Origin of the sequence: Pseudomonas sp. CG7, assembly GCF_023701885.1 — a bacterium.
Lineage (GTDB): Bacteria > Pseudomonadota > Gammaproteobacteria > Pseudomonadales > Pseudomonadaceae > Aquipseudomonas > Aquipseudomonas zanjanensis.
This window is the reverse complement of record NZ_JABAEE010000016.1, coordinates 51,940-67,560: the sequence shown is the minus strand read 5'-3', so window position 1 is coordinate 67,560 and position 15,621 is coordinate 51,940. Positions and strand designations below refer to the sequence as shown.

At 58.5% G+C, this 15,621-nt stretch carries 16 protein-coding genes and 2 pseudogenes; 7 read left to right on the top strand and 11 right to left on the bottom strand.

All coding sequences use genetic code 11. The features are described from left to right. Positions 1–355: 355 nt before the first annotated feature. Entirely contained in the window at positions 356–1,297 is a 942-nt protein-coding gene (locus HGO40_RS09415; protein WP_250962765.1) for a LysR family transcriptional regulator, read from the top strand. On the opposite strand, the gene HGO40_RS09410 is transcribed toward HGO40_RS09415, so the two are convergent. The 6 genes from HGO40_RS09410 to HGO40_RS09385 form a co-directional block, all read right to left on the bottom strand. Further along, positions 1,291–1,656, bottom strand: coding sequence for a 5-carboxymethyl-2-hydroxymuconate Delta-isomerase (locus HGO40_RS09410; protein ID WP_250962764.1), 366 nt, complete (start codon positions 1,654–1,656; stop codon positions 1,291–1,293). The two genes, HGO40_RS09415 and HGO40_RS09410, sit on opposite strands and share 7 nt — an antisense overlap. 105 nt (positions 1,657–1,761) lie before the next feature. Then, a complete protein-coding gene (locus HGO40_RS09405) occupies positions 1,762–2,685 on the bottom strand; it encodes a LysR family transcriptional regulator (RefSeq protein ID WP_250962763.1) in 924 nt (307 codons plus the stop codon). Between the two features lie 243 nt (positions 2,686–2,928). After that, a complete protein-coding gene (locus HGO40_RS09400) occupies positions 2,929–5,013 on the bottom strand; it encodes a DUF6311 domain-containing protein (RefSeq protein ID WP_250962762.1) in 2,085 nt (694 codons plus the stop codon). Continuing rightward, a complete protein-coding gene (locus HGO40_RS09395) occupies positions 5,010–5,345 on the bottom strand; it encodes a GtrA family protein (RefSeq protein ID WP_284739046.1) in 336 nt (111 codons plus the stop codon). The genes HGO40_RS09400 and HGO40_RS09395 overlap by 4 nt, the downstream gene beginning before the upstream one ends. Before the next feature lie 44 nt (positions 5,346–5,389). Then, positions 5,390–6,100: a class I SAM-dependent methyltransferase gene (locus tag HGO40_RS09390; protein WP_250962760.1), complete on the bottom strand. Its 711-nt coding sequence runs from the start codon at positions 6,098–6,100 to the stop codon at positions 5,390–5,392. A gap of 2 nt (positions 6,101–6,102) precedes the next feature. After that, positions 6,103–7,071, bottom strand: coding sequence for a glycosyltransferase family 2 protein (locus tag HGO40_RS09385; protein WP_250962759.1), 969 nt, complete (start codon positions 7,069–7,071; stop codon positions 6,103–6,105). A 291-nt stretch (positions 7,072–7,362) separates the two neighbouring features. On the opposite strand from HGO40_RS09385, the gene HGO40_RS09380 reads away from it, so the two are divergent. The 3 genes from HGO40_RS09380 (at position 7,363) to HGO40_RS09370 (ending at position 9,034) form a co-directional block, all read left to right on the top strand. Continuing rightward, on the top strand, positions 7,363–7,554 hold the full coding sequence (locus HGO40_RS09380; protein WP_250962758.1) for a YegP family protein: 192 nt from the start codon (positions 7,363–7,365) through the stop codon (positions 7,552–7,554). Between the two features lie 204 nt (positions 7,555–7,758). Beyond that, complete coding sequence (locus HGO40_RS09375) at positions 7,759–8,565, top strand: AraC family transcriptional regulator (RefSeq protein ID WP_250962757.1); 807 nt, start codon at positions 7,759–7,761, stop codon at positions 8,563–8,565. A gap of 100 nt (positions 8,566–8,665) precedes the next feature. Beyond that, positions 8,666–9,034 carry a cupin domain-containing protein gene (locus HGO40_RS09370; RefSeq protein WP_186704558.1) on the top strand — a complete coding sequence of 123 codons (369 nt, stop codon included), beginning with the start codon at positions 8,666–8,668 and terminating at the stop codon, positions 9,032–9,034. An 11-nt stretch (positions 9,035–9,045) separates the two neighbouring features. Here the strand turns inward: HGO40_RS09370 and HGO40_RS09365 are convergent, their stop codons facing one another. The 3 genes and pseudogenes from HGO40_RS09365 to HGO40_RS30805 all read right to left on the bottom strand — a co-directional run. Then, positions 9,046–9,792 carry a phytanoyl-CoA dioxygenase family protein gene (locus HGO40_RS09365; RefSeq protein WP_250962756.1) on the bottom strand — a complete coding sequence of 249 codons (747 nt, stop codon included), beginning with the start codon at positions 9,790–9,792 and terminating at the stop codon, positions 9,046–9,048. Positions 9,793–9,804: 12 nt separating this feature from the next. Beyond that, positions 9,805–10,584 carry a methyl-accepting chemotaxis protein gene (locus HGO40_RS30810; RefSeq protein ID WP_502943242.1) on the bottom strand — a complete coding sequence of 260 codons (780 nt, stop codon included), beginning with the start codon at positions 10,582–10,584 and terminating at the stop codon, positions 9,805–9,807. A 78-nt stretch (positions 10,585–10,662) separates the two neighbouring features. Continuing rightward, positions 10,663–11,439, bottom strand: a pseudogene (locus HGO40_RS30805) (MCP four helix bundle domain-containing protein); the annotation flags it as partial. Between the two features lie 341 nt (positions 11,440–11,780). On the opposite strand from HGO40_RS30805, the gene HGO40_RS09355 reads away from it, so the two are divergent. Together HGO40_RS09355 and HGO40_RS09350 are read left to right on the top strand one after the other, a co-directional pair. Further along, positions 11,781–12,047 (top strand): short-chain dehydrogenase, encoded by a 267-nt coding sequence (locus tag HGO40_RS09355; RefSeq protein WP_250962754.1) that lies wholly within the window; start codon positions 11,781–11,783, stop codon positions 12,045–12,047. A gap of 863 nt (positions 12,048–12,910) precedes the next feature. Then, positions 12,911–13,681, top strand: coding sequence for a hypothetical protein (locus HGO40_RS09350; protein ID WP_003198819.1), 771 nt, complete (start codon positions 12,911–12,913; stop codon positions 13,679–13,681). 379 nt (positions 13,682–14,060) lie between these two features. Here the strand turns inward: HGO40_RS09350 and HGO40_RS09345 are convergent, their stop codons facing one another. Further along, positions 14,061–14,312 (bottom strand): hypothetical protein, encoded by a 252-nt coding sequence (locus tag HGO40_RS09345; RefSeq protein WP_250962753.1) that lies wholly within the window; start codon positions 14,310–14,312, stop codon positions 14,061–14,063. Between the two features lie 183 nt (positions 14,313–14,495). Here HGO40_RS09345 and HGO40_RS09340 point away from each other — a divergent pair. After that, positions 14,496–15,039 (top strand): annotated as a pseudogene (locus HGO40_RS09340) (IS5 family transposase); the annotation flags it as partial. A gap of 72 nt (positions 15,040–15,111) precedes the next feature. On the opposite strand, the gene HGO40_RS09335 reads toward HGO40_RS09340, so the two are convergent. After that, complete coding sequence (locus HGO40_RS09335) at positions 15,112–15,621, bottom strand: type II toxin-antitoxin system YhaV family toxin (RefSeq protein ID WP_250962752.1); 510 nt, start codon at positions 15,619–15,621, stop codon at positions 15,112–15,114.

Genomic DNA, 15,621 nt, shown 5'->3' with positions numbered 1-15,621 from the left:
GGGAGGGGGCCATGGCAGGCGTGCACCTGCCGACCGGATCGACTGCGGCGGATGGAGGGTATTGCACTGCCAGGGGCCAAGCGTCCATGAGCGCATCACAGGAAACACATCGGGCAAGCGTCCCACGGCACCTTGGGCGGTTAAACATGGATTTGATGAAGCTTGGATCATCGCTAACTAAACTTAAGCAAACGAGTCGGTCGTTGATCGACACGTCGTGTTCCCTACACAATCTGTCCCGTTCCCGACCATGAAAAGGCCTGCCTGGCATTCTCTTGGCACTATCGTTCCGTTACGATCGTCAGCCTGGTTTGCGCAAGATCCGCGCAAGGAAGCAGAGTGAGAGACAGAACGGATGCTGAACAGTAACGCCCTCAGAAAGCTCGACATGCAGGACCTCATGGTGTTTAGCGCCGTGTACGAGCAAAGCAGCGTCACCGGTGTGTCCGAGGCCTTGTGCGTCAGCCAGTCAACCGTCAGTTATTGCCTCAAGAAACTGCGAACCTGTTTCGAGGACGAACTGTTTATCAACACCCGCACCGGCATGCGCCCCACCTGCAAGGCCGAGGGCATGTACAACCATGTGCGCGCCATTTTACAAAGCATCAACCTTTGCCATGCCGGTCCGCCGACCTTTGATCCAACTCGGCAAGCCGTCACCTTCAACATCTGCGCACCAGAATATTTCGAACACCTGATCCTGCCGCAACTGCTGCAAGGCTTCGATTACGCCAATTTGCCGGTGGTGGTGAACGTGCACAAGCTTGAAGCCGACATTCCCGCCGAGGAATTACGCGACGGCAGCCTGGACTTGGTGATCTGCTTCGGCCCGAACGTTCACGGCGACCATGCCGATTTCAGATCCCGGCAGTTGCTGGAGGAAGATTGGGTCTGCGTCGTGGACAAACGGGCGACGCCACTTGAGCCGCAACTGAGCGTTCAATCTTTCGTACAGCGCCGACACGTGTTTGCGACGCCTTGGGCGTCAGCGAGCAACAGGGTGGACGGCTGGCTGTCGCGGCAGGCCCATCACCGGCAAATCGCCGCGCGCGCCAACAGCTACAGTGCCGCGCTGAAGATGATCACCGGCACTGACTTCATCCTGACCCTGCCCCGCCGCATCCAGAAACTGCTGGCCAACGAGGCGATCTTCAATCACCACGAAGCGCCCAAGGGTTTGCCGGGGTTGACCTTGGACATGCAGTGGAGCCCGGCCCTCGATCAGGACAGTGCCAATGCCTGGCTACGCGAACAGATCATCAAGGCCTGCGCCCACGCAACGCCTGCGCGTCATTGACCGATCAGGGCCTTGACATAGGGCTCGCGGTCGATGTCGAGGATCTCCACGCACAGTTGCACGCTGACCTCGGCCGGCCATGGCCCCAGGTCCTGGATCACCGCCAGCAGGCTTTCGGCCAATTGCTTCTTGATTTCCGGCGAACGGCCACTGAGCAGGGCCAGCTTCACATGCACGAAACCCCGTTCGCCCATCCCTGTACCCACCCGGAACGTCTCCAGTTTCACGGCCCGGCTCTTGATGTCGTGCTCGGCGGAAAATTGACCGGAGGCCACCAGTGCATTGTTCAGGCGCAGCAATGCGACTTCGGCCTTCAGCTCGGGCAGGTTGGCGGTGTACTCCATGTGCAGGTGAGGCATGTGTTCGACTCCGATTCGAAAAATATGACGAGGTGGTTTCAGCGGTCACAACCTTACCTCGACTTTATTCGTTGGGGCAGGATTTTGTTTCGCGGCAGGCCCGCGTCAAGGTTGTGCCAAGGGCCCGCGCTCGCCCATGAAGGCCTCCAACCGCGAGCGCAACCAGCGCTCGGCCGGGTCACTGTCGACATGGCTCAACCAGACCATGGACAAGTCCAGGGTCGGGGTCTTGAAGGGAAAGGGTTCGTTGAACAGTTGCCCCGAGGCCGCCATGGCGGCGGCGGTATAGTCCGGCAGGCTGGCGATCAGGTCAGTACCGGCCAGCAACGCCGGCAATGCGCTGTATTGCGGCACCGACAGCACAACCTGGCGCTTGCGCCCGATCTCCGCCAGCCATTCGTCAGCGAACCCGGCGACGTTGGCGGTGTGGGACACCAGCACATGAGGTCGCGAGCAGTATTCGTCCAGGGTCAGCGGCGTGTCCGACGCATCGGCGCGCAACACACGGGGTTGGATGTGGCGCAACAGCTTGCGCTTGGCGTTGGCCGGCAGGCCGCGCGTCTGGCTGATGCCCACGGTAATGTCGCCCGATGCCAGTAAATCGGGGATGCGCCAGTAATCGACATGCTGGACCACAAACACGATTTGCGGCGCCTCTTGCCGCAGGCTGCTCAACAGGGGCGGCAACAGGCCGAACTCGACATCGTCCGACAGGCCGATGCGGAATGTCATGGCGCTGTTGGCGGGATCGAAATCGTGGGTCAGGCTCAACGCCACCGACAGCGAATCGAGCGCCGGCGACAGGTGCTGGATGATTTCCTCGGCCCGGGCCGTCGGTTCCATGCAGTGGCCGACGCGAATGAACAGCGGATCGTTGAACATCTTGCGCAGCCGATTGAGGGCCGAGCTGATGGTCGGTTGGCCCAGGAACAGTTTTTCCGCCACCCGTGTCACGTTGCGCTCAAGCATCAACGTTTCGAACACCACCATCAGGTTGATGTCGGCCTTGCGCAATTCGTTGCGGTTCATCCACTGTCCCTCGATCCCTTGATGGAGTGCAGTGTAGGAACGCTGGGGGTGGTGCGTCTATGCGCTAAACGTCCAGTCGCCTGGGCACACCCTCCAAAGAGTCGGAAGAGGCCCTTGCTTTTGTGGCGAGGGAGCTTGCTCCCGCTCGGTTGCGCAGCAACCGAAAAATATTTGGGGCCGCTTCGCAGCCCAGCGGGAGCAAGCTCCCTCGCCACAGTGAGTAAGCCATTGTGAAGTGGAAAACTACTTCACAGTCAGTGATTTCAGTCCCAGCGCCATGACTCGCTCATCGCTGCCCAACCCCAGCGCCTTGGGACTGATGGCATCAGGTAAATGGAACCGCACGCGCAACCGCCCCTCCGCGCCAATCGTTTCTCGAATGGCCTGCGTCAGAGGCAGTTCCAGCGTGTTGTCCTGCAGTCGGTTGAACTGCGTCGCCAGCGCCGCGACACCGTTGATCGACACCTCCACCCGCTGGCGCGTGTGGGAGGGCTGCACGAACGCGGCGGCTTCGATCGAGATAGCATGCGCTTCTGGCGGTATGCGTAAAACAACCTCAGCCTCAGGCCCTTCCGACCAGGTGCCCCAATCCTCGACCCGCCCCCAGCCATCGGCCAACATCGCGTTGGCTCGGCTGAACACTTGGCGCTCACCGAGCTTGACCTGCATGTCCAGTGTTTCATCGGCGACCGGTGGGCATTGGGCGCATGTCTTCCAGCCCGGCGCCAGCACCACCAGGCCATCGATACGGGTCAACAGGTCGGTCGGGCGATTGACGGTTTTCGCCGCCTGGAGCGCGGCGACAGGGCCGAGGATGTACAGCGAATCCGCGGCGTACTGGCCGCTGGCAAGCATCTGCTCGGCGTGTCGCTGGGCTCGCTCGATCGCCCGGTCACTCATGCGTCCCAAGTACACGCCATCGGTTTCCAGGCCGTGCGTCAGGGCGTATTGGCTGGTCAGCAGCCAGTTGTCCGGCTGGTTCTGCGGCAATAACGTGCGGACTTTCGAATAATGACCGGCGGCACTGGCCCAGAACGGATCATTCAGGGGCGTAGGCCAACTCGAGGCCGCCGGCGTCATCCGGCTCTGGCGCAGGCCGGCCCATCCCGCGCGGGTATCCAGGACCTGCACCACCAGCGCCAAGGCCAGCAGACACGCCGCCGCCCGGGGTTTGTTGCCGCGGATCACCAGGAAAATCACCGCAAAGATGATGGCGTAGAACACCGGCCAGAACATCCGACCGGACGCGCGAAAGACGTTCGCCACAAGCTCAAGGGGTTTGGGCAGCCAGTAATGCACGTTCTGCATGCCGATGCCGAGATGGTTGGTCAGCGAAAACAGCGTCAGCCCGATCAATGCCCACAGCAACAGGCGCCTGTGACGCACGGCATTCGCCAAACCTGTGTTGCCTTGCAGTAATGCCACGCCGGCGCAGATCGCCAGCATGAGGATGCCCAATCCCAGGTAATTGAAACCTTCGTAGTCCCCGGGGCCCTGGGGCATATCGCGCAAGGTGTAGGACCATCCGCTAGGGTTGACCAGCGACATCACATTCAGGCGATACAACCCAAAACCGCCCGCCACGGTCCCGCCACCCACGCTGAAATAACCCGCCTGCCAACAACAGAACGCCACCAGCACAAACAAGCCGCCCAGTTCAATCAAGGCATCACGCCGGGACAACCGCCCCTTCGTGGCCTGGCTGGCAAGGTCGGCCAGCCAGATCAACGCCACCATCGCCAACAGGTACGCATGCACCAGCGCGGTGGCGGCCAACAGCACGCCCCAGGCCAGCCGCCGCTTCTGCACGCCGGGCCGCAGCGCCAGGTACAAGGCCGCGAGGATCAGAAAATGCCCGGACAGCGACAGGTGCCCGCCCATGCGCAGAAACATCGGCGGCGAAAACACAAATAACCCAGTACCCAACAGCCTGATCCACAGCGACGGCGTCAGCAGTCCGACGAGTTTCCAGGCGAACCAGGCTTGCAGGACGAAACAGGCCAGCAACCACAGGCCGAAGTACTGGAACGTCTCGGGAAGCCAGGCGTGAAAGGGTTTGAACAAGAACGCCAGCAACGGATTGGAGTCGGAAAAAATGATGCCGTTGCCCAACTCCAGACCATAGGAAGGGTTCATGCCCAACGGAAAGGTCCAGGGTGAACTGCGGAAAAACGCCCAGCCCATGTAATGGGTCGCCGCATCGCCCTCCCCCAGCCAGGCGATGTTGGTCGGATCCAGCACCCGAGGACCGATCACCAACAGGAACGCCAGCGCGCCCAACAATATGGGCAACAAGGAAACCGGGAAACGCTGACTACGAAGGGTCATCGATACGTCCAGAAATTATGCAGGATGAAGGTGTACACCGGGATGATCAGCGCCACGGCCGCGATGCCCGCCAGGTAATCCAGGCCGACGCGCTGGGCCGCCCAGGCCACCAGCATCGCCAGCCCCAACCCGCCGATCGAGACCACCACGAAACGGCCGAGGGTCCGGCCATGCAAGCGGCTGGAAAAACTCCAGAGGGTGTTGATCAGGTACGACACCACGGTCGCCACGACAAAGGCGAAACCATTGGCCAATGGCGGGTTGGCCAGGACCAGGTGCACAAACAACACGGCCGCCACCACGTGGATGCCAGTGACGAGCAGGCCGGTCATGGCAAAACGCAAGGCACGTCGCAGCAAGGGCGAGTGCGTCCAGGTCACGGCTTCTGCGCCAGGCAGAACACCGTCAGGCCGGCAATGCGATTGGCCCCCATGAATGGACGCTCCAGGCTGCACAGTGTCCTCAACACGCCATTGACCAGCGGATGATGCCGGGCAAGCTGCGACTTGGCCGGTGCCCCGGAGGCTTTGCGCTGCAACAGGCGCAGGCCGGCGGCAATGGGAAATACCAGGCCGAAGTAGTACGCACCTTGCTGCACCTGCAAACCCGCCTGCGCCACGACGCTCTCCAACTGCTTGAGGGTATAGCGGCGCTTGTGCTCGAGAAAATCGTCATGCCCGCTCCAGAGGAACTGGAACGCAGGCACGGTGATCAGGAAGCGGCTGCCGGACGGCACCTTGTCGACATAGGCCTTGAGCAGGCCCACGTCATCGTCCACGTGTTCCAGCACATCCATCAGCAACACCAGGTCGGCGTCCAGCGTGTCGATGGCGCGTCGGTAGCGGACCGGTTTACCGGCGGTACTGGCGTCGGAGTCGGCCGGGTAGCTGATGTCCACGCACCAGGCCTGGGCGGTTGCGGTATGGGTCAACAAGTGATGGGAAAAAAAGCCCGACCCTGCGCCCACGTCCAGCAGCGTACTGGCCGAGGTGCCCTTGAGCATGTGGAGCATGGCCCGCGCTTTCGACCGGTAGTACCAGTGCTGCTCGATATCGGGACCGAGGATGTCGGTTTCCTTGAGGTCCATGGTCAGTCCTTGGCGTCATAGATGCGCCGCACCAGGAAAACCGGTCGACGCTTGGATTCGATATAGGTGCGGCCCAGGTATTCACCCAACACGCCGATGCCGATCAGTTGCAACCCGCCCAAGAAGGTGACCGCGACCATCAGCGAGGCATAACCCGGCAGGTCGACCCCGGAAATCAAGGTCCGCAACACGATGAAAATGGCGAACGCAAAGGACACCAGCGAGACGCAAAGCCCCAGGTACGTCCAGATACGCAGCGGTTCGGTGCTGAAGCTGGTGATGCCTTCGAGGGCAAAATTCCACAAGCGCCAGCCATTGAACTTGCTTTCTCCGGCGCTGCGCTCAGGCCTGACGTAGTCCACGTAGGTAGTCCGGAACCCCACCCAGGCAAACAACCCTTTCATGAAGCGACGAGATTCCGGCAGGGTTAGCAAGGCATCGACCACGCAGCGATCCATCAAGCGAAAATCGCCGACATTTTCCGGCAGCTTGTGGTCGGCGATCTTGTTGTGCAGTCGGTAGAAGCCGTTGGCGGATACCTGGTTGGCCCAGGAATCGGAGTCGCGATTGATCCGATGGCCCAGCACCACTTCGGCGCCGTTGCGCCAATGGGCGATCATTTCCAGGATGACTTCGGGAGGATCCTGCAGATCGACATCGATCGGCACCACCGCCTGGCCACGGGCGGCTTGCAGGCCGGCACTCAAGGCCGCCTCCTTGCCGAAATTGCGACTCAGGTCGACGATCCGGATGCGCGGGTCGGCCTTCTGCCTGTCCAGCAGCAGCACCAACGTATCGTCCGCGCTGCCGTCGTTGACGAACACCAGCTCCAGGCTCACCAGTGATTCATCGGCAAAGACCTGGTCGATCCGGGCCATGAACAAATCGATGGACTGGGCTTCGTTGTAGACCGGGATGACAAGCGAAAGCGTTAGACGACCTTGTAGATCCACTCCTGGATATTCAGTCACTTGATGGCTCTTTTTCTTATAGTGTTTTCAGTCCCTTCGGGCTTCCGGCCCTAGGCATCGAAACGTATTAAGCAGGACCAGGCAGGGCAACGCAAGGATCCAGCCCGAACTTCCAGCCGACCCTATGTTCGCAACATGACTTTCTTCATGGAAATGGTCGAATGCCCGATCCGGCAATATTCGATAACCAATGGAAACGATTTTCCCGTAGCCAAAACCACCCACTTGGCTAGGCTTGCAGCCACATGTCCAACGCATGTCTTGAGTGAATCAATCGCAGGGAGCGAACCGATGTACTTTGAAATCTATCGACAGACCCGAGGCACCCCGCGCACCGGAAAAGGCCAATGGCGCTGGCGCTTGAGGGCCGGCAACCACGAAACGATCGCCAGTGGCGAATCCTATGTGAACAAGAGTGACTGCCTTCATGTGATCGGGTTGATCAAGAATGTCCAGGGTGAGACGCCGGTAAAAGAAATCTGAACTGTGGCGAGGGAGCTTGCTCCCGCTGGGCTGCGAAGCGGCCCTATGATTTTGCGGTCGCTGCGCAACCGAGCGGGAGCAAGCTCCCTCGCCACAGGTTCAATCCTCTCAAGTGAACGGGCGTTGCAACCTGAGCCGTTTTTTTCTGTGACGAAAGTTTCCAGGCAGGTAGGGTATGCGGACAAAAGCAGGAGGCCCGGCGCAATGACTCGATCCATCCACAACCGCGACTGGCTGGTGCGAGCACCCGAATCGAGGAAAATGGAACGCATCGAGGCTTATTTCAGTGGCCATGGCTACAGCACCCATCGCCATGACACCTACGCCATCGGCATCACGCTTTCGGGTGTGCAGAGCTTCAACTATCGCCACAGCAAACGCCACAGCCAGCCCGGCGGCACCATCGTCCTGCACCCGGACGAGGTACACGATGGCGAAGCCGGGACGCGCGAGGGCTTTCGCTACCGGATGTTCTACATAGAACCGTCGATGATCCAGCATGTACTGGGAGGCAAGCCATTGCCTTTCATCGAAGGTGGATTGTCCAACGACCCTCGCCTCAACATCGCGACCCGCCGATTGTTGAACAGCCTGGATCACCCCCTCGACTCGCTGGAGGAAGAGGACGCCATCTACGACGTGGCCCAGGCGCTCGACCTTGCGGCGGGCAACCGCCGTGGACGGCGATTGATCGACTACCCGGCAGCAGAGCGTGCCCGCCTGTTCATTCACGATGCCCTCGACCAGGTGATCACCCTGGACGACCTGGTGCAAGCAAGCGGCAGGGATCGATGGAGCCTGTCCCGGGATTTCCGGGCGCTGTACGGCACCAGCCCCTATCGCTACATCACCCAGCGGCGCTTGCATGAAGCCCGGCGCCTGGCATTCCACGGCACGCCATTGAGCGAAGTGGCCCTGGCCTGTGGTTTTTTCGATCAGAGCCACATGACCCGGCTGCATACACAGGCCTTTGGCATTTCACCGGCACGCTGGCTGAACATGCTGCGCTAAGGCATCGACTGCGCGCGGCAAAAAGCTGCACGATCATCCAATACGCACGTTGGCTCGAACAATAAAGTAGGACGCACCACCCACCCAGGAGCATGCCTCGATGACCCGCTATTGCCCCATCAACTTCGCCCAGAAATACACCCTGTTCCAGGAACAGTGGACGCCAAAAGTCGTGGCCGAAATGAACGACTACCAATTCAAGCTCGCCCGGCTCGAAGGTGACTTCGTCTGGCACACCCACGCCGACACCGATGAAACCTTCATCGTGCTGGAAGGCGAGCTGCGTATCGACTTTCGCGATGGCGCGGTGACCCTGGGCCCAGGCGAGATGTACGTGGTCAAAAAAGGTGTGGAGCACAAGCCCAGCGCCGCGCAGGAAGTGAAACTGCTGCTGATCGAGCCTCGCGGCGTCATCAATACCGGCGAAGAAACCAATGAGCGAACGGCGGTCAATGATGTATGGATCTGACTGAGCCAGCCTCAATCGTATTCAGCTTCCTGGTGATCACCCAGTAACCGCCGCTGGCGAGGTGTCGCCGCGGCCAGCACCTCAGGGTTGAACTGCCAGTGCAGATAGGGTGAAAACTTCTGTGCGACCATCCGCCGGCCATAATGCACTTGGAGCATGTAGCGGGTGCGGTCGGCGGTGCGGTTGTCGCTGCCGGCGTGCCACAGTTCGCTGCGCAATATCAAGACATCGCCCGCCCGGCACAACACGGGCTGCGCGGAGCGCCCCTGCCATTGCGCTTCACCCGCTACCGGCGCTCGACCAGCCTTGTGGCTGCCAGGAATCACCTGGGTCGGGCTCAAGTCGGCGTCGATGTCATCCAGGTAAAACTGCGCGGTGAACACCTGCATTGGCAGCTCGAAGGCCGGGTCGGCCAACAGCGTGGGCGGCAATTTCATCGCCAGGTAATCCAGGTGCAACGGCGCCCCTTTGAAACCCGGATGGCAGCGCCAGGCCGTCTGGCCGATAACATGACAGTCATCGCCCAGGGCCGCCTCGGCCAATTCGATCACGCCGGCCACCTCCAGGAACGGCAGCCAGAACGGGTTGCGATTGAACACACATTTGTAATGATCGATGACGCCGCTGTAGTCCCAGTGCTGAGGCTTCAACTGGTCGATGGCATGGCGCAGGTCGGCAATCTGCGCGGCATCCAGTACGGCTGGCATCAGGACGAAACCGTCCTGATGCAACGCTCGCAGGCTATCGCCGATGGTCACAGCGCGCCTGCCTCAGGTGCGGAAGCGGCCGACCAGCCCAGCCAGGTTTTGCGACAGAGAGGAAAGCTGTCGGCTGGCATGCATGCTCTGGGCGGAATTGGCAGCCGCTTCGTTGGACAAGTCGCGGATATCGGAGATGTTGCGGGCAATCTCCTCGGTGACGCTGCTCTGCTCCTCGCAAGCACTGGCAATCTGCGCGGCCATGTCGTTGATCCGCTGGATCGAACCGCCGGTACCGCTAAGCACCTGGTCGACACCCGCTGCACGTTCGACACTGTCCCGGGCCTTGCTGCTGCCCACATGCATGGCTTGCACAGCCTTGGCGACACCGCTTTGCAAGCGCTCGATACGACCCTGAATGTCTTTGGTCGAGTCCTGGGTGCGGGCCGCAAGCGCCCTCACCTCATCGGCCACCACGGCAAAACCACGGCCCTGCTCACCGGCCCGCGCCGCTTCGATGGCAGCGTTCAGCGCCAACAGGTTGGTTTGTTCGGCGATGCCACGGATCACTTCGAGCACGGCGCCGATACTGGACGTTTCCTGGGCCAATGCCTCGATCGTACCCGAAGCGGGCTCCACTTCCTGGGCCAACTGGCGGATCGACTCGATGGTACTGCTGACCACCTGAGCGCCGTCACGAGACTGGCTGCTCGCCTCCTGCGCGGCGCCCGAGGCGCTCGCCGCGTTATGCGCCACTTCATGCACCGCAGCGCTCATCTGGGTGGCGGCGGTACTGACCTGATCGAGCGCCGCGTGCTCACTGCTGATCAACCGGTCATTCGTCGAGGCCATGTCGGCCATGGCCCGCGCGGCGGAGTCGACCTCCCCTGTCACCCGCCCGACTTCAGCGATCAACGGCTGCAACTTGTCGAGAAAACGGTTGAAGGCACTGCCAAGTTGTCCCAGCTCATCGGCCGATCGTACCTCGAGACGCCCTTTCAGATCGCCACCGCCCTCGGCGATCTGCTCGATGCGGTGCAACAAGCGACGCATAGGGCTCAACACCACCAGTGGCAGAACCACAAGCACCAGGATGCAACCGAGCAGGCCAATGAGCAGAATCACGCCCTGTTGCACGCCGACTGCCTCGCCGTTTTCAATCGCAGCGTCGCCTTCGCGATGGGACGCCGCATCTTCCAACTCACCCAGCTTGTCGATGGAATCACGCATGGTTTCAAACAGGCGCTCACTGTCACCAAAACTCAGCGCACTGGCGCCCTGCGGATCGCCTACCGACAGTTCGAGGACCCGCCGCGAAACCTGCATCCATTTACCGAAGCTGTCGTTGAACTGACTGACCAACGCCTGCGCCTCGGCACCGGGCTGCATCGCGGCATATTTCTGCACACGGTCGTAAGCCTGCTTCGCATTTTCGCCATGGCTGGCGCTCAGCGCTTTCAAATGCTCGTCGGCATGACCGTCCAGCAGGCTGCGCTCAGCCACGAACGCCTGATAAAGATCACGGTCGGCATTGAGCAACAAACTAATGGCCGGCAGATAACGGTTGGTCAATTGCGGGCTGGATTCGGGCACCTGACTGCTGCCGCGCATCCCCGCGCCCCCCATCAGGACCAGCAACACAGCCAGGAACGCTATCGGGAGAGTGATTTTCCAGCGAAAGCCCAAGTCGGCGAAGAACCGCAGCATGGTGTCACTCCTTACACGGGGGAATACCTGCCTATCGGCAGCCATGTCTTGAGCTATAGCCCATTAGTCTGATTGTCACAAAGGTTTTGGTGTGAAGGGTTGTGGTTATTCAGGATGCGGAAGGGAGTTGAGCTGGATAAAAAGATACGGTTGGACGCAGTATCGCCGGGGAATTTTCTGACATTTTCCGCTCACATAATTCAGGGAAGCTTCCTACGCATCGTCTGATTGATGATCTCTACAAAAAGGCCCTATAGTCCAAGCGTCGTTCGTAAGAGCGGCTTGGGTTTGGCGACTCGACTACAAATGGTAAGAAGGCCTTCAATCAAACGGAGTTTGAAATGAACAGATACATGGCTCTTACTAGTAATGCCGACGATCAACCCCTTTTCGTCGATACCTCCGCACCGTTGCACATCCTGCTCGATACGGCGGGCTATAGAATTCGCGCGGTTACCCAGCTTCTAGAGAACCTCGCGATGCGAGGGAATATTCCGAGTGACTCAGTAGTGCTTCAGGACTTTGCACAACTGTGCTGCATCTCCTTGAGGGATGGTTGTGACGTGCTTGATGTCATCGCCCGACGCTTGGATGCAGAGCCGGCCTAGTTCAAAGGGCCTCAACGAGGTGATGCCGATCAGTTAATCGACGCAGCCCCTGTGGCGAGGGGATTTATCCCCGCTGGGCTGCGTGAAGCAGTCCTAAAAGCCAGACACCCTGTGTGCCTGGTTGATTGAGTTGGTGTTGGGGCCGCTTCGCAGCCCAACGGGGCGGTGCGACTTTTCGCTAACTCCCCTCACCAAAAGACTCGATCACTCTTAACTGACTGGCATTATCTCTCACGAGGCCCATTTTGTTGGAGACGAGCATGAATCCCTGGCGCTGAAATCCTCCCCTTCCTGTTTGCCCAGACTCGATTAATCACACCGCAGAGGCTGAGATGGCCACAATAAAAAAGTCAACAAGACACCCAAAAAAGTCGTTCCCAATGAGCTGACATTTCTAGATGTTCGGCAAGCTGCGCGTGATGGTCAGAAGGTGTTCGATAAGTTTGTAATCACTGGCAAGCTTCCTATCAACTAGCGATGAATTCCTACCCCCCTCAGCCAACCTGCTCGAACCGCCGCAGCTTCAAGAACAACCCCGTTCCCAGCGCCACGGCAAAAATCGAGAGGAAACGGAGGACAGACCACGATTTTGAATTCACTTGCAATCGCCCCGCCTCATAATCATGGTCTGTCCCGTTTTCCCCACACGTTCTTTCAGGTGAACATGGACGCGCTGTACGCCGGAGCGTTTTGACGAGATTGTCACTGCCCCGAACGATGAGATTGCCCTTTTTTCTGAAACCGATAAGCACCTCACGGTTCATTGAGCCGCTATGGCTCAAGGCTGGATGGACGATTGTGCATATCGAAGCCGAGGCACTGAAATACAAGGCTGAACTGAAAAATAAACGAAGCGAGGTTCAATGATGTTCTGTAGCAATGGAGATAACTCGTTCCGCGCTTACCTGAATGCTGGCACTGAGAATCTGGACGAGATTCTCAGTGCCGGCTCACCCTTCCTGACCATGATGGATGACCTTGATTCGTACCTCACACAGCATGTCAGTGGACCTGCCGTCGCGCCCGATGAGTTGGTCGTTCACTCCATACTGATCAATTCCCGCTTCCTCCTGATGACCGCCTTCCGAGTAGGTCTGACTGGCCACGCGGCTGGTGTTTACCCTATCCTCAGAACGGCATTGGAAACTGCCTGCTATGCCCTTCTGATGACCGAAGACGAATCTCAGACCCTTACCAAGATCTGGATGAGCCGCAACGACTCACCAGATGACCTGAAAACCTGCAAAAAAGCCTTTCAGGCTCCAATCAAAGCAGCTCAGAAAATAGCCAATAAACGAGGACCGGGATTGGGCGATTGGATGTACAAGCTATACGAAAGTTCTATCGACTTTGGTGCTCATCCCAACGCCAAGACTGTCACTCTCCACACAAGAATGTACGATGATGAAGCGGGACTGACCCAATTCGAAAATGTGGGGTTGTATGCAGTTGGAAATCACGGATATGAATGGGGTTTACTCGCATGTGTGGAGATGGGATTAGCAACGGCAATCATCCTTTCCATGACGCACCCAGTCGCTCTGTCCGAATCTATTCAGGCGCTTCAAGCCCTGAACGACCAAAAGAACTCGCTTGAGGTTCTGATCCGCGAGAAGCACTCACAGAGCGAATGATACAGAGCTGACAGCCACGAACACGCTAGGCGACACCCTGAGGTGTATTGGACGCCCGGAATGAAACGGGAGGACAGGCCACGATTTTGAGTTCACTTGTAATCGCCTCGCTTCATAATCGTGGTCTGTCCCCGTTTCTCCTCCGGTGATCACCCCGAGACAATAGCCCGTACTGAACGCATCGCCTTCCACGCCCTTGGTATCAACATAACGCACCGTCGATTGGCAGAACTCTAGGAGCTTGTTTCCGTCTGCCATAGCACAACCACTTGCCAGCGTCCCTACTAGTGCAACCGCCCCGCACCATGTCTTCATGCTGAAATCCTTTTGAATGAGCGGCCACGTTAACGACTGTCGCGGCCTGCTGCCATCACGTCACTCATTCGTCTTCTTCGTCATCATCTGATGAGGCAATCCCGCTACCACCTTCAACGAATGACTGACAACCTTCATTGAAAGATTGGGACGGCGTATCGCAAGAATCCTCGTCATCAATATCATTCTGCTCTGCCCAGTCATACCCAGCCTGATGCCCTGAGCAGTCACCCTGGCACTGATAGCCATCGAATGTTGCGGCGGAAGATATCGCGCAGCCTAACACCAACATTACCAGTACAATGAATGCTCTCATGGTGACACTCCATGGGTAATGCTTGCGAGCATGATTCTCTCCAATTAAAAGCGCCACGTTGTGGTTACGCAAACTGTAGTTCACTTTCTCTAGGTTCTGTACGAAATCCTTTGAAACCGCCGTCACCGCACTTGAACACTGATATTCGGTAAGGTTCGCGTCCACCGAAGGCAGGAGGCCACGATGGTGAAACGGTACGAAATTCCCGATGCAGCCTGGGAGCTAGTTGCTGACCTCTTTAAACAACCCCGGCGCAATGGTCGGCGAGAGCTGATAATCGTTTGATGCTCAATGGCGTGCTCTGGGTGCTTTGCTCAGGCGCCGCATGACGCGACGTGCCCGAGTGCTTCGGGCCCTGGTCAACGGTCTACCACGGTTTCGGGATTGGCGTCCAAGGAGCGTTCGAGCTGATGTTCAGGCGGCTGCACATTAAGCTGAACGAACAAGGATTGATCGACCTGGAAACATGGATGATCGATTCCACAGCTGTACGCGCAACCCTAGCTTCATCAGGCGCAGGGAAAAAGGCGGCCTGATGAACCTTCAGACCATGCGCTAGGCAGCAGTCGTGCAGGTCTGACGACCAAGATCCATATGCTTTGCGACGCCAACGGCATACCGCTGCGTTTTCTACTTTCGGGCGGACAGGCCAGTGATATCTCGCATGCCCAGCCACTGCTCGATGAAGCCTATATCCCCCAGTTTGCGCGGTCGTCCTCGCAAACGATCGTATGCCACAAAACCTCAGAAACGAAAAAGCCCAGCGGATATGCCAGGCTTTTATGGGGAACGGATGATTTTATTCTTCCTCCGTTCCTGTCGTAGAATTTCCATATTCCAAGACGTCGCAAGCCGCGATGAGGTCGGTGTAGGAATTAGGCATTTTTCCGTTTAGGAGCATTGCAGTAAAAACTGCATACACATCATTTTTATCGCCATCCTTCCTCAACGTTCTCTCATCATTGAGCCACGCATAGATGATGGTCATCGGCGCCTCGGATCTGAACTGAAAAAACAGGCGATACCGTGGAGGTATCCCTTGCTTCTTCACCCGAAACCAGTGCTTAAAGTCACGCCCTAGCGTGTTCCCCTGACGATAGCAGGGGTGGGTCGGATCGGACGGAACATTGATTAGGATATTCGCGCTCACCGCATCGAAAAGCTTGTAGACCGGATGATGGTGAAAGCCTTCCGGATCATTAGCCATCACCCTCTCAACAGCGACGGTAATTTCTTCGAGGCGCGCAATGAATAACGGGTGAGCATAAAGTGCCCACCCGTTTTCGATATGAATCGTGCTTTCAGTCAC